11 protein-coding genes are annotated in these 14,382 nt (G+C 65.9%); 3 read left to right on the top strand and 8 right to left on the bottom strand.

Features of this window, described 5'->3' with window-relative positions; all coding sequences use genetic code 11:
- Positions 1-83 precede the first annotated feature (83 nt).
- The 3 genes from BOO69_RS20685 to BOO69_RS20675 form a co-directional block, all read right to left on the bottom strand.
- Entirely contained in the window at positions 84-1,472 is a 1,389-nt protein-coding gene (locus BOO69_RS20685; protein WP_071974257.1) for a M20 family metallopeptidase, read from the bottom strand.
- Positions 1,469-3,061, bottom strand: a complete 1,593-nt coding sequence (locus tag BOO69_RS20680) for a gamma-glutamyltransferase (protein ID WP_071974256.1) — start codon at positions 3,059-3,061, stop codon at positions 1,469-1,471. The genes BOO69_RS20685 and BOO69_RS20680 overlap by 4 nt, the downstream gene beginning before the upstream one ends.
- Positions 3,062-3,216: 155 nt before the next feature.
- Positions 3,217-3,693 (bottom strand): Lrp/AsnC family transcriptional regulator, encoded by a 477-nt coding sequence (locus BOO69_RS20675; RefSeq protein WP_071974255.1) that lies wholly within the window; start codon positions 3,691-3,693, stop codon positions 3,217-3,219.
- A 193-nt stretch (positions 3,694-3,886) separates the two neighbouring features.
- Between BOO69_RS20675 and BOO69_RS20670 the strand changes: the two genes are divergently transcribed.
- Complete coding sequence (locus BOO69_RS20670; protein ID WP_071974343.1) at positions 3,887-4,906, top strand: 1-aminocyclopropane-1-carboxylate deaminase; 1,020 nt, start codon at positions 3,887-3,889, stop codon at positions 4,904-4,906.
- Between the two features lie 32 nt (positions 4,907-4,938).
- Here the strand turns inward: BOO69_RS20670 and BOO69_RS20665 are convergent, their stop codons facing one another.
- From BOO69_RS20665 to BOO69_RS20645, 5 genes are all read right to left on the bottom strand, one after another.
- Positions 4,939-8,040: an efflux RND transporter permease subunit gene (locus BOO69_RS20665; protein ID WP_071974254.1), complete on the bottom strand. Its 3,102-nt coding sequence runs from the start codon at positions 8,038-8,040 to the stop codon at positions 4,939-4,941.
- Between the two features lie 18 nt (positions 8,041-8,058).
- Positions 8,059-9,270 (bottom strand): efflux RND transporter periplasmic adaptor subunit, encoded by a 1,212-nt coding sequence (locus BOO69_RS20660; protein WP_071974253.1) that lies wholly within the window; start codon positions 9,268-9,270, stop codon positions 8,059-8,061.
- 84 nt (positions 9,271-9,354) lie between these two features.
- Positions 9,355-10,623 carry a multidrug effflux MFS transporter gene (locus tag BOO69_RS20655; RefSeq protein ID WP_237267646.1) on the bottom strand — a complete coding sequence of 423 codons (1,269 nt, stop codon included), beginning with the start codon at positions 10,621-10,623 and terminating at the stop codon, positions 9,355-9,357.
- The gene (locus BOO69_RS20650) at positions 10,620-11,093 is read right to left on the bottom strand and encodes a MarR family winged helix-turn-helix transcriptional regulator (RefSeq protein ID WP_071974252.1); all 474 of its coding nucleotides are present in this window, start codon (positions 11,091-11,093) and stop codon (positions 10,620-10,622) included. Before BOO69_RS20650 ends, BOO69_RS20655 begins: the two co-directional genes overlap by 4 nt.
- A gap of 103 nt (positions 11,094-11,196) precedes the next feature.
- Entirely contained in the window at positions 11,197-12,288 is a 1,092-nt protein-coding gene (locus tag BOO69_RS20645) for a cupin domain-containing protein (protein ID WP_071974251.1), read from the bottom strand.
- A gap of 144 nt (positions 12,289-12,432) precedes the next feature.
- Here BOO69_RS20645 and BOO69_RS20640 point away from each other — a divergent pair, with 144 nt between their 5' ends.
- The gene (locus BOO69_RS20640) at positions 12,433-13,110 is read left to right on the top strand and encodes a GntR family transcriptional regulator (protein ID WP_071974250.1); all 678 of its coding nucleotides are present in this window, start codon (positions 12,433-12,435) and stop codon (positions 13,108-13,110) included.
- Positions 13,111-13,329: 219 nt separating this feature from the next.
- Positions 13,330-14,376 (top strand): hypothetical protein, encoded by a 1,047-nt coding sequence (locus BOO69_RS20635; RefSeq protein WP_071974249.1) that lies wholly within the window; start codon positions 13,330-13,332, stop codon positions 14,374-14,376.
- Positions 14,377-14,382: the final 6 nt, after the last annotated feature.

Here is a 14,382-nt window from a genome sequence, read left to right as displayed (position 1 = left end):
GCATATGTATATCATGCGGTCGCCCATGGCAAGCGCCCGGCACAAGGGGTGCTCTGCCAACCTGCGCGGGCCGCTTGCCGGGACTAGTCCCTGGGGAGCCCATCCTCGGCCAACTCGGCAAAAAGACCGGCGGCCGCGAGCAGGGCCTGTCGCGAAAGCGACTTCAGCACGTGTTCGTCGGGCGCGTGCTGGGAACAGCCCGCGTAGGAGTGCGGCAACCAGATCGTCGGCAAGCCCAGCACGTCGGCAAAGCAGTCGTTCGGCAGTGACCCGCCCAGGTTCGGCAGTATGTCGGGTGCCACGCCCGTTGCACGGGCGACCGCGGCGGCGGCAAAGCGGACCATGGGGTGATCGGGGTCGAGCCGGGTTGCCGGAAAGGCGCCATCCGCCTGAGGCACGATCCTGACCTTGCCGAACCCCTCGCGGTCGAGATGCCGGCGCAGCGCTGGCAGTATCCCGTCGACCTCGGTGCCGACGACGAAGCGAAGCTGGCAGGTGGCACGGGCCGATCCTGCAATGGCGTTGAGCGGCGCCTCGGGCGCGCCGGCGGTCATCGCCAGTATGGTAAAGCTGTTCCAGCCGAACACCCGCTCCACCGGGCTCAGGCCTGCCTCGCCCCAGTCGTCGTCCAGCGCGATGCCGGTGTCGTGGGCCGGCAGGGCGGCCAGCACCTCGCGGATGCGCGGACCAAGGCTGTCCGGACGCCATTCGGGAATGCGGATCTGCCCCCGCGCGTCGGTGATACTGGCCAGCGCATGGGCAAGGATCATCGCCGGATCCGCCAGCAGGCCGCCGAAGTTGCCTGAGTGGTTGGCCCCGTCGCGCAGCGTCACGTCCAGATCGAAACTGACGGCGCCGCGCGCGCCGGTGAAGATCGTTGGGACCGAGGGACGCAGGCGCGGACCGTCCGAGGCGATGAATATATCCGCCGCAAGCAGATCGGCGTTGGCAGCGCAAAATTCGCGCAGGCCGGGGGAGCCCGTTTCCTCGCCCATCTCGATGATGATCTTGGCGTTGAACCCCAGCCGCCCCTGCGCCCGGATAACCGCATCGATTGCGCGCAGGTTGATGAGATGCTGCGCCTTGTTGTCGGCTGCCCCGCGCCCGTAAAGCCGGTCGCCTTCCTCCACCAGATCGAAGGGGGCAAGCCCGGCGCGCCACCGGTCCTCCTGCGCGCGCACGACGTCGCCGTGACCGTAGCTCAGGACCGTGGGCAGGGCCGCGTCCTCGATCCGCTCGGCAGTAAGGATCGGCGGGCCGCCGGGCGCCGGGTTGTCATGGATGCGGCAGGTGAACCCCATGGCCTCCAGCAGCGGGGTCATGTCCCGGCGCAGGTAGGCCTCGAGGTGCGGCACACCGCGCGGATCCTGGCTTTCGGTCGGGCGGGACACCAGCGTGGCGAGATCGCGCTGGAAGTCGCCACTGTCGAAATAGGCTTCGACATGGGCGCAGGCCGCGTCGCGCAGGGTCATGTGCGTTTCCGCGCCGCGTCGGGTTCGGCAACGCCGTCGCCCCAGGGCGACATGGTTTCGGTGGTGCCGGAGTTGGTGGCACCTTCGCGCATCACCCCGGCGGGGCAGGCAAAGGCGAAGGGAAAGGGCAGCCTTTGCGCCTGCGCCACCGGAAACCGGGCGGCAAGCGCTTCGGTGACCGGGCCGGCCAGGCGTTCATCCGCGACGACCTGCGGCCCGCCGGAAGCATCGAGGCGAGGGGCCTCTATCGCTTCCTGCATCGACATGTCCTGTTCGATCAGGTGCGCACTGATCTGCGCCACCGCCGGCATGATCTTGCGCCCGCCCGACGCGCCAAGCGCGAAGCGGCGGTGCGCGGTTTCCCCGATCACGGGGCAGACGTTCATCAGGCAGGCCTTGGCCGGTGCCATCGAATTGGGCCGGCCGCGTTCCGGATCGAACCACATGATCCCGTTGTTCAGCAGCATCCCCGTGCCCGGAGAAACCACCTTGGACCCGAAGATCGACAGCAGCGTCTGGGTCATGGCGACCATGTTCCCCGCGCGGTCGACAATCGAGAAATGCGTCGTGCACCCCGGTGCGGTTGCGCTTTCGTGGTCGCCCATGTGCGCCAGCCGTTCCGCGTAGGCGGCCCGCAGGCCATCGGCGCGTGCAACATGCGCCGCAGGACTGGCGGCGTCGCGGGCGTCGTAATCCGACTCCCAACGGGTCAGGGCATCCGCGAGCGTGGGACCGGCAGTAAGGCCGGGCACGGCGTGCACCGTCGCGTCACGGAACGGAATGGCCAGTGAATCCGTCCAGGCGACGCGATAGTCACGCAGGTCTTCCATGGTCAAAAAGCCGCCTTTTTCGGTGACGTCCCGCACCAGCGCCTGCCCGATATCGCCCCGATAGAAGGCCGTCTCGCCCTCGCGGGCGAGGTGTTCGAGCGTGTCGGCCATGCGGGTCTGGTCCAGCCGTTGCTCAGCCAGCGCGGTCCAGCCGGACCCCTTGGGCCATTGCCCGTCGTCCAGGAACATCGCGGCGGCGTCCGGGTCGCGGGCGAGGTCGCGGGCGCTGGCCGCGATGACAAGCGCCGCGTACCAGTCCACGTGCAGACCCTTGCGCGCCAGATCGACGGCGGGCGCAAGAAGCTCGGCCCAGGCCATCCGGCCAAAGCGGGTATGGGCGGAAGAAATCCCGGCCACGGTGCCGGGAACGGCGACCGAGGTGGCGCCGGTGACGTTCCGGTCTTCCAGTACCTTCTCCCACGGAAAGAGGTCCGACGCCTTGCCCTCGCCCGAAAGCGGATAGCGGTCGAGGTCCAAGGCCGCCGAAGATCGCATGCCGTAGTTCAGCGCATGGGCACGGCCTTCGTCCGCGCGCCACAGCATCATCGCCCCGCCGCCGGCAGGGCCCGACATCCAGGGTTCGACGACACCGATGGCGAAACTCACGGCCACGGCGGCATCCACGGCATCCCCTCCTGCGGCCAGCACATCCGCGCCGACTTCGGCGGCGACGACGTGCTGCGCGGCTACGACCCCGGAGGTGGTGGCCGTGATGCCCGGCTTGCGCGTTTGCTGGCTGCGCGAGAAAGAGCCGCTCATGCCCCGGCCTTGGCCGGCGTGCCGGGGAGGCGGGTGGCGGGATTGGTTTCGGTCATCTGTATCGGCCCTTCGATGCGTGACAGGTTCGGCGCAGCATCCCCCCGCGTCGGGGGATCATCAACCCCCAAGTTGCGGCGCGGGCAGCGATGGCCGGCTCAGAATTTCAGGGGGGCGTTGCTCTTGACCTCCTTTATGACAAAGAAGGTCCGCGCCTGCCGAACGCCGGGCAGCGCGATCAGCTTGCTGGTGTGCAGGCGGTTGAAGTCGCTCATGTCCGACACGCGGATCCGCAGGAGGTAGTCGAAATCGCCCGCCACGAGGTCGCAGTCGAGGATCGCGTCCTCGTCCGCGATCGCCTCTTCGAAGGCGGCAAAGCTTTCAGGCGTGGACCTGTCCAGCACGATCCCGACCATCACGAGCGCGCCCAGGCCGACCTTTTGCGGATCGACCATGGCGCGCACCCCGGTGATGTAGCCTTCCTCGAACAACCGCTGTGTCCGCCGGTGGCAGGTCGCCGGGCTGACGTTGATGCGCTGCGCAAGTTCGGCGTTGGTCTGCCGCGCATCCTTGTGCAGCAGGCGCAGCAGGTTGAGTTCGGACCGGCCAAGCGGCTCTTGCGGGGGTTGTTTCATGGATGCGGGCTCCGGTTCAGGCTGATTCCCGGTTTGGGACGATGAAAGGATAGTTCAGATTTCTGTCATCAAACAATATCAGGCACCAGATTCGCGGCCTTCAGGCGATGAGAAGCAAAAACGCCCCGGCCAGTTAGAGACGACATTTCAGGACGGTCCTTTTACCTTGGCGCCAGTCAAACTGGAGATGATGATGTCCCTTCTGGAAAAATTCGAACGCTACCCCCTGACGTACGGCAAGACGCCGATCGAACATTTGCCGCGACTGACCGAAGCGCTTGGCGGCAAGGTCGAAATCTACGCCAAGCGGGACGACTGCAACTCAGGCCTTGCCATGGGCGGCAACAAGCTGCGCAAGCTGGAATACATTGTGCCCGATGCGCTGGCGTCGGGCGCGGATACGCTGGTGTCCATCGGCGGTGTCCAGTCGAACCATACCCGCATGGTCGCCGCGACCGCCGCCAAGATCGGGATGAAATGCGTGGTGGTGCAGGAAAAGTGGGTGCCGCATTTCGATGCCGTCTATGACCGCGTGGGCAACATCCTGATGACCCGGCTGATGGGGGCGGAGTCGCGGCTGGTCGACGACGGGTTCGACATCGGCATTCGCGAAAGCTGGGAAAACGCCATGCAGTCGGTCCGCGACGCCGGCGGCAAACCCTACGGCATCCCCGCCGGCGCTTCGGTGCACAAGTACGGCGCGCTCGGATACATCGGCTTCGCCGAGGAGGTGGCGGAGCAGGAGAAGGAACTGGGCTTCGCCTTCGAATACATCGTGGTCTGCGTCGTCACCGGGTCGACACAGGCGGGAATGATCGTCGGGTTCAAGGCGCAGGGCCGCGCGGACAGGGTGATCGGCATCGACGCTTCCGGCACGGTGGCGCAGACCCGGGCCCAGGTGACGGAAATCGCCCGGAACGCCGCGGAGCTGGTCGACCTCGGCCAGGAGATCACCGAAGAGGACGTCGTGATCAATGCCGACTATGCCTACCCTGCCTATGGTGTTCCGTCCGAAGAGACAAACGAGGCGATCCGCCTTGCCGCCCGGACGGAGGCGATGATGACCGACCCGGTGTACGAGGGCAAGTCGATGCAGGGGCTGATCGATCTCACACGCAATGGCTTCTTCCCGGAGGGCTCGCGCGTGCTTTATGCGCATCTGGGCGGTGCGCCCGCACTGAACGGTTACAGCTATTACTACAAGGAAGGCTGATGCCTGTCCCCGGCCCGCCCGGGCTGGGGCATTCAGGCGTTCCTGCGGCGGCGGGTCAGGCGCGCGATCATCACGAAGAAGAACGGCACGAACAGCACGCCAAAGACCGTTGCCGCGATGGTGCCGGACAGCACGCCGCTGCCGATGGCGGTGCGCCCGCCCGAACCTGCGCCGCTGCTGAGCACCAGCGGCAGCACGCCCAGCGAAAAGGCCATCGACGTCATGACGATCGGGCGGAAACGCTGCCTGGCCGCATCCAGCGCCGCGTCGATGATGCTTTCGCCCTGGTCACGCAGGTCGCGGGCGAATTCCACGATCAGGATCGCGTTCTTGCCGGTCAGACCGATCACCGTCAGCAGACCGACCTGGAAGAACACCCCGTTCTCGAAACCGCCGAGCCAGGCCCCCGTCAGCGCGCCCAGCACGCCGATGGGCATCGCCAGCATCACGGCAAAGGGAATGGACCAGCTTTCATAAAGCGCCGCGAGCGCGAGGAAGATCGCGGCAAGGGACAAGGCATAGAGAAGCGGTGCCTGGTTGCCGGATTCCTGTTCCTCCAGCGACAGCCCGGTGGGTGCGATAGCGAAACCCGGCGGGAGTTGCGACGCCAGCCTTTCCAGTTCCGCCAGACCCTCGCCCGTGCTGGTGCCGGGGGCGGGAGTCCCCTGCAACTGCATCGACGGCACGCCGTTGTAGCGGTTCACCCCCTGTGGCCCGTAGGTCCAGCTGGCATCCGCAAAGTTGGAGAACGGGACGAGCCCGCCGCTGGAATTGCGCACGCGCCATTTCTTGAGGTCCGATGGACCGGACCGCGCGTCGGCCTCGCCCTGCACGTAGACACGCTTGATCCGCCCCTCGTCGATGAAATCGTTCACGTAGCGCCCCGCCCAGGCAATCGTCAGCAGGTTGCCCACGTCGGTGGCCGAAACCCCCATCGCGCCGGCCCGGCGCCAATCGATATCGAGGTTGAACTGCGCCGCGTCCTCCAGGCCATTGGGCCGGAGCGACGCGATCAGCGGACTTTGCGCCGCCATCCCAAGCAGCTGGTTGCGCGCATCCAGAAGCTGTTCGTGCGTCTGCCCGCCGCGTGCCTGCAGGTAGAGATCGAAACCCGACACGTTGCCGAGTTCGATCACCGACGGAGGCACCACGGGAAAGACCATCGCGCCCCGGATCTGGCTGAAGGCGCCAAAGGCCCGCCCCGCCAACGCCTGAGCGCTGAGCTGCGGTTCCTTGCGTTCTTCCCAGTCCTTCAGCCGGACGAAGACGATACCCTGGTTCTGCCCCTGCCCGCCGAAACTGAAGCCGACGACACCAAAGACGGAGTCCACGACTTCGGTCTCCTGGGTGAGGTAGTAATCCTCGACCTGCTTGATGACGTCGAGGGTCCGGTCGGCCGTGGAGCCTGTGGGCCCCTGCACCAGCGTGAACAGGATGCCCTGGTCTTCGTCGGGCAGGAAACCCTGCGGGGTCCGCAGGAACAGCGCGCCCATGGCGGCGATGATCGCGAGGTAGACGATCCCGCTGAGGAAGGGATGGCGCACGATGCCGCCGACCAGCCGGGTATATCCGCCGCGCAACCCGTCGAAGCCCGTGTTGAACCAGGCGAAGGGGCCCCGTTTCTTCCCGTGGCCGTTCGGCTTGAGCATGGTGGCGCAGAGCGCGGGCGTGAGCGTCAGCGCCACCACCACCGAAAGGGTCATCGCCGAGATGATGGTGACCGCGAACTGCTTGTAGATCACACCCGTCGAACCGGGAAAGAAGGCCACCGGCACGAAAACGGCCGAGAGTACCACCGCGATGCCCACTAGAGCCCCGGTGATCTGGTCCATCGACTTGCGCGTCGCCTCCACCGGGCTCAGGCCTTCCTGCTCCATGATGCGTTCGACGTTCTCGACCACGACGATGGCGTCGTCCACCAGCAGGCCGATGGCCAGCACCATGGCCAGCATGGTCAGGGTATTGATCGAGAAGCCCAGCAGCGCCATCACCCCGAACGTCCCCAGAAGCACGACCGGCACCGCGAACGTGGGGATCAGCGTGGCACGGAAGTTCTGAAGGAAAAGGTACATCACAAGGAACACCAGCACGATCGCCTCGACCAGTGTCTTGATCACTTCCTCGATCGAGATGGTCACGAAAGGCGTCGTATCGAACGGCACGACGTAATCCACGCCTTCGGGAAAGAACTGGGCCAGTTCCTCCATCCGCTGCTCTACCGCGTTGGCCGTGTCCAGCGCGTTCGCGCCGGGGGCAAGGCTGATCGCCATGCCGGTCGACGGGTTGCGGTTGTAGCGTGAGATGGTGGCGTAGCTTTCCGCGCCGATCTCCACGCGGGCGACGTCATTCACCAGCACAAGGCCGCCATCGGTTTCGGCCCGCAGCACGATCTGCCGGAAATCCTCCGGTGTCCGCAACAACGACTGGGCCGTGATGGTCGCGTTGAGCTGCTGACCCTCCACCGCGGGAAGCGACCCGAAGGCGCCGGCCGAAATCTGCGCGTTCTCTGCGGCGACAGCCGCCACGACGTCCGCCGGGGTCAGTTCGAAAGCGGCGAGCTTTGCCGGGTCGAGCCAGATGCGCATGGCGTATTGCGCGCCGAAGACCTGTACGCTTCCCACGCCCTCCACGCGGCTGAGCTCGTTCACGAGGTTGGTCGCCAGGTAGTCGCCCAAATCGGTTTCGTCCAGCGAACCGTCTTCCGAGATCAGGGAGATCACCATCAGGAAGCCCGAGGACGACTTCCGCACCGTCACGCCCTGCCGCTGGACCACTTCGGGCAGCAGGGCCGTGGCCTGCGACAGCTTGTTCTGAACCTGCACCTGCGCGATGTCGGGGTCGGTTCCGGTCTCGAAGGTCAGCGTCACGGTCGACGTGCCCGAAGACGTCGAACTGGAAGAGATGTAGCGCATCCCGTCGAGGCCCGTCATCTGCTGTTCGATCACCTGCGTCACGGTGTTCGCGACGGTTTCGGCAGAGGCGCCGGGATAGACCGCGTTCACCGAAACGGTGGGCGGCGCGATCTGGGGATACTGTGCGACCGGCAGCGTGAGGATCGACAGCACGCCGACACCCATGATGAAGATGGCGATGACCCATGCAAAGATCGGCCTGTCGATGAAAAAGCGTGCCATGCGCGTACCGGTTCCTGCTTATTCGGAGGCTGCGGGGGCGGGATCGGCCGGTTCCGGCGCCTCGGATGCCGGCTGCTCGGCGGGGGTCTCCTGCCCCGCCGCGGCATCGGCGCCGGGTTCGTCCGGCGTGACCGTCGCGCCGGGGCTTGCACGCTGGAGGCCCGCAACGACGATCCGGTCCCCGGCTGCCAGGCCATCACCCACGACCCAATCGTTGCCCCTGTCCTGCAGAACGGTGAGCTGGCGCGCTTCGACCACGTTTTCGGGCCCTACCACCATGGCGACGGGCTGGCCACGGCGGTTGCGGGTCACCGCTTCCTGCGGGACGAGGAAAACGCCCTCGGCAACGCGCGTCGGCATCTCCACCTGAACGTACATGCCGGGCAGCAGCAGTTTGTCGGGATTGTCGAAGGTCATCCGCAGAACCACCACGCCGGTCTGTTCGTTCACGTCGGGCTCCGCCGCCGTCAGCCGACCCTTCTGGTCATAGACGCTGCCGTCCGCCAGTGTGAGGCTGACCTCGGGCATGTCGTCGCCCATGCGTTCGCCCGCGTTGCCGCGCCGCCACTCGATGATCTCGGCGGCGGATTGCGTGACGTCCACGTAGACGGTGTCGATGTTGCGGATCACCGCCAGGGGGTTGGCCTGGCTTGCCGTTACCAGCGCACCCTGGCTCGTCAGGGAGCGCCCGATTTCGCCCGACAGGCGCGCGCGGATGCTGGTGCGGTCGAGTTCGATCTGTGCCGCGTTGAGCTGGGCGCGCGCCGCCTGCAGACCCGCCGCCGCCGTGTCCCGCGCGGCGACAGCCTGATCCAGCGCGGCGGTGCTCGAGACATTGCGCGAGGCCAGTTCCTGCTGCCGGACCTCTTCCTTCTGGGCCGCGTTCAGTTGTGCCTGGGCCTGGGCCACCGCCGCTTCGGCCTGGGCCACCGCGGCCTCGTAGCTGGCTGGATCGATGGTATAGAGCACGTCGCCCGCCTCCACCCGGCCACCTTCCTGGAACAGACGGTCGGTGACGATGCCCGCGACCTGGGGGCGCACCTCGGCCATGGCCGAAGCGACGACACGCCCCGGCAGCGTGGTGGTCAATGTCAGGTTCTGCGGCTGGACCGTCTGCACGGTCACGGCGGGCGGCGGCCCGCCCTGCTGCTGCGCCGTAAGCGGCAATGCCCAGCAGGTCAGCATCAGCAACAGCAGGTTTCGCAGCCGCAAAGGGAGGGGCATGAACATGGTCTGGATCCTGTCTGGCGGGGTGTCTTATGTCTTATGATGTAATTAAGCCGTCGCCGCAATGCGGCAAGGCAGGTGCCGGGCCTAGCGTTGAGGGCCGGTCACAGGTGTCGCCCTCGGATTCATCGGACCCGCGGCACCCGGCGCCGCAGATGGTTGGGGGGGTACGATGATATTCGTCCGTCTGTACAGGAAATAGGCAAGACACGCACCCGCCCCCATCAGCGGGATGAGCAAGGCCATCGCGGTGACCGCATCGCCCAGCAGCGCGCCCAGCGTGCCGACGAGCAGGCCGGACCCCATCTGGATGAACCCCAGGAGCGCCGCCGCCGCGCCTGCCTCGCGCCGGAAGGGGGCGAGTGCGGCCGTGGACATGTCAGGCATGACAAACGCAATTCCGAAAGCGTAGATCGCGACCGGAACCATCACGTGCAGGAAGCTGGGTGGCCAGAACATCAGGGTCAGGGTGCCAACGCTGCCGAGGGCGATCAGGACCAGCCCGACCGGCACAAGGCGTTTCGCACTGTAGCGGTTCATCAGCCAGCGCATCAGCAACGACGCGGTGAAGAAGCTGCCGGACTGCGCGAGCATCGCGACGCCGAACTGCTGGGGTGTCAGGCCGACCGCGTCGATCAGGATGAACGGAAGGAAGGTGGCCTGCGCATAGATCGCGCCGAGGGCGCCGCCGATGACGGCGGCCGCGGTCAGGAATTGCCTGTTGCCCAACAACATCCGGTAGCTGCGGCCCAGCTCGCCCAGATTAAGCCGGGACAGGTCGCGGGTCACCGTCTCCTTCATGAAGATGAAGACGGTGAGGATCGCGCCGAAGCCGATGATGGTCATGACCACGAAGAGCGAGCGCCAGCCGAAGGCCAGCAGGAGCAGCCCGCCGATCGTGGGCGACAGGGCCGGCCCAAGGGCGAGGATGATGCCGATCAGGTTCATGATCCGCGAGGATTTCTCGTCGGTGAACAGGTCGCGCACCAGCGCGCGGGAAATCGCGACCCCGACGGAGGCACCGATGCCCTGTGCAAAGCGGGCAAAGATCAGCACCTCAACCGTGGGGGCGAGCATGGCGAGGATACTGGCCGCGCAGTAGAGCGACAGGAACCCGATCGTGACGGGCCGACGCCCCAGCGCGTCGGAAAGCGGGCCGGCGATGAGCTGCGCGCAGGCGAAACCGCCGAAATACAGGGTCAGGGTCAGCTTGATGACGGATTCCGTGGAACCGAACGCCGTCACGAGGTCGGTCATCGCCGGGGTGTAGAGCGCCATCGAAATCGGCCCGATGGCGACCAGAAGGGCGCCGATGAAACTGACACGGCTCTCGCTCATGAGGGGGGCGGTGGTCATTGCGCGGGCTCCTCTTGCAGGCGCGCGGTGCGCGTCTCCTCGAGGTTGGCCCGCAATTGCAGGCACACGGCGCGGAACACCTCGAAGTCTTCCGGCCTGACCCCGGCAAAGGCGATCCCGCGCGCGCGTTCGCCGGCGAGCTGGATCTGCTCGAGGATCGGCTGCGCGTCGGGGGTCAGTCGCGCGATCTTGGCGCGGCGGTCATCCGGGTCGGCGGCGCGTTCGATCAGCCCCGCCCGTTCGAGCCGGTCGAGAAAGGCGGTGACGCTCATCGGCGCGCAGCCCAGCCTGTCGGCAAGAATGTTCTGACGCATGCCGCCGCAGACGGACATGTGGGCCAGAACCCGCGCTTCGGCTGCGGTCACGCCGATCTGCGCGCGCTCGATCTCGCGCTCGAAGGCGCCGCGCATCAGGCGTGCGGTGGTGCTGACAAGGAAACCCGGCGATTCCGGGTCGATCTTCGCAGGCATGTTCGCCCCATATACTAAGGTTCACTTATTATATGGGGTACATACTTTCTGCGCCGCAGAGGTCAACGGCCTCGCGCCCACATTCCCGTGAAGGTACGGCCCGTCACACCAGAGTGGTCTGGAAATCCCCGCGCAGCGCGACCTCCAGCAATTCCAGATCGTCCGAACAGTCGCGGTATTGCGACACCATGCCGGGCGGGATGACAAAGGCATCCCCCGGCTGCAGGTCGCGGTCCTCCTGTCCTTCGGCCGTCAGGGTCATCGACCCTTCCATCACGAAGGTGAAATGAATGTCCGCGTCGTGTTTCGCGGGAACCGGTGTGCCACCGTCCGGGCGCACGACCTGTATGCCCGCGACCCCCTTCGTCCCGGCGGTGATGCCCGTGTCGCGCGCGGTGAAACCGGGAATGCGGAAAGGTTGCCATGTCGCGCCGTCCTTGACGTGATGAACGAAGCGCTGACCGTCCCACTCGCGATCGGGATCGCCCTTGCCATTGGGCAGGGTGAAGTCATGATCGATCGTGGTGACATGTTCCGCCGGAACGCCGATCTCGATCACCTCGATCTCGGCCGAGGCATGCATGACCCGGTGCCGGATGCCCGGTGGCTGGGTCACGCAATCGCCCGCGTGCAGCCTGATCACGTCGCCCTGATCCTCGTAAAGAACGTCGACCCAGCCCTTGTAGCAGAAGATCAGCTGGAACCCGACGGTATGGTAATGCACCATGTCCGGCACCGGGCCGCCATCGGGAATGCGGATGTGGCTCGCGATGATGGAGCCGCCGAGCCGCGTCGGGATCAGGTCGCGGTAGTGCATGCCCGCGCGTCCGATCACCCAGGGCGCTTCGTCCCGAAGACGGCGCACGGCGAATTCGTGCTGCGTCACGGGCTGTTCGACGGTGGGCGACAGCGGCACCACGTCGACCACCGTGCCATTGGGGGCGGTCAGCCGGCGCTGACCCTCGGCGAAATCGTCGGGTGCGTCGGTCAGGATGCGCAGGCGTCCCGGCGGCACGTCCGCCCCCTTCTCGATCCGGATCCTGAGACCGTGACCGGAAAAGCTGGCGACGCTGGGGTCATCGGCAGGAAAGATGTTTTCAAGCCGCATCCCCAGGGTCTTGGTGTAGAACGGCAAGTCGTCGCGCAATTCCTGCGTGGGCAGCAGCACTTCTGCCAGGATGTCGGTGGTGGGCATGTCGCGTCCTTTGCTGTGGCGGGGCGGACGGCGCGGCGGCGCCTGCCCGCTTGGGTCCATAAACTGCATACTGTATGCAGTTTCAACTTCCCTGCAATATCTTTTTGCGCCATCATGCCATCGTTGCAACAAGCGGGATACCGAATGCCGAAACACCAGTTCGATCGCCCCCTCGCCCTGAAGGATCAGGTCTATCGCATCCTGCGCGACCGGGTACGGCAGGGTGCGCTGGCGCCCGGCGAACGCCTCGTGGACGCGACGCTGGCGCGCGACATGAACATTTCGCGCACGCCGGTCCGGGAGGCATTGCAGCTGCTGGTCCACGAGGGCCTGCTGGACCCCACCACGCGTGGCTTCAAGCTGTACGAGCCGGACCAGGCCGAGGTTGCCCACCTGTTCGAACTGCGCCTGCTGCTGGAACCGGCCCTTGCGGCCAAGGCTGCACAGGCCGGGCGCGAAAAGGAAAAGGCACGCCTGCTCGCCTGCGTATCGAAAGCCGCCGACACGGTGGCGGACCCGACACCCGACCGGTTCAACACGGCGATTTACCGCTTCTTCGAGATCCTTGTCGCGTTGTGCGACAACAGGGTGATGGCGCAATCCGTGCTGCTGTACCATGACCGGCTGGCCCAGTTGCGCGTGCAGATGATGGCCGACCCCCTGCATCGGGCGCTGGCTGCCGACGGGTACACATCCGTCGCGCAGGCCATTGTCGCGCAGGATGCCGAAGCCACATGCGCCGCCGCCGAGCGGCATATCCGGGCCGGCATCGCCACCTGCAAAACCCTCGGGCTGATGGCAAAAGACGAGACGGACCGGTAGCCCGCGGTGCGACCCCTGCCTCTCCTGATGCAAGCACGCCTCGGAAGGGGCCGCAATTTGTTCATAATCTGGACATTCAGCCCGGAAAAACCCAGAGTTCCGCCAGTTTCGTGATCACCTGGCCCCATGCGCCGGTCATGCTGTGTCATCCGCGAACGAAAGAATGATTTGCCGTCGGCGCAGTGCTCATGCGGGTCGCGCGGGCCAGGAGAAGAGTGAATGAGTCAACTGATCGTCCACGCGGGGTTTCCGAAATGCGGAAGCACCGCGATCTTTGCCGGGTTGCAGCAGCAATTCGATTCGCTGTCGGCGCAGAAGATCCACCTTCTGAACCGCAGCTTCGAACCCGCGCCGAGACGACAATTGGCGCAGCCCCCGCTGTGGGAACTCGAATCCGCGATGTCGAAACCCGCCGAGGCAAGGGACATCAAGGAAAAGATCCTCGATGCGCTGGGGCGTGCCGATCCCGACGCGCGGCTGATCCTGTCGTCGGAAAACCTCGCGAACAAGAACGCGCCCAAGCGCCTGCTGGAGGGGATCGACGCACACTTCCCGGTCACCGCCATCTTCTACATCCGCCCCCAGGTCGACTGGATCCCCTCCGCCTGGAAACAGTGGGACATGCGGGAAGGGCTGACCCTGCGCGACACCGTGGAGAAATACTTCGAACTCCGGCGTCCGCCCTACCTCGCGGTGCTGAGGGCCTGGCAGGAAGCCATGCCGGCCACGCGCATCATCCTGCGCCCCCTCGTGTCGGCGGAACTGGCGCACGGCGATCCGATCCGGGACTTCTACGATCAGATCGACGCAACCTACGATACGGCGGCGCCCCCTGCCCCCAAGACGAACGTGAACCCCAGCATCGATCACGCGCTGATGCACCTGATGATGCGTTCGCACGACCTTTTCTTTTCCGGACGGCATGACAGCGCCTTCATGATGCGGTTGCTCGATCACCTGCCGGACAAGTACAAGCGCACCAATGCCGCGATGCTGAGCCAGCTTACCTGCTCGGACATCTTCGATACCTATTTCGAAGAGAACCTGACCCTGGCCTCGGAATTCATGCGGATGGAGGACGCCAGAGGTTTCCTGAACCGGCATTTCCGCCGTACCGTCGAAGGAGAGCCCTACGAGACCATGAGCGAGGACCGCGTCATGGGCCGTGCGGAGCGGATCATCGAGGAAGTCTTCGATGTGACCGCACCGCGCGACCGTCTGGCGCAGGCGCTTCGTGATGCGGTCGAGGCCCGAAGCGCCGGGTGACGCACC

Source organism: Sulfitobacter alexandrii, from assembly GCF_001886735.1.
Lineage (GTDB): Bacteria > Pseudomonadota > Alphaproteobacteria > Rhodobacterales > Rhodobacteraceae > Sulfitobacter > Sulfitobacter alexandrii.
The sequence above is the reverse complement of the archived record's forward strand: the minus strand, read 5'-3'. Positions and strand labels throughout refer to the sequence as shown.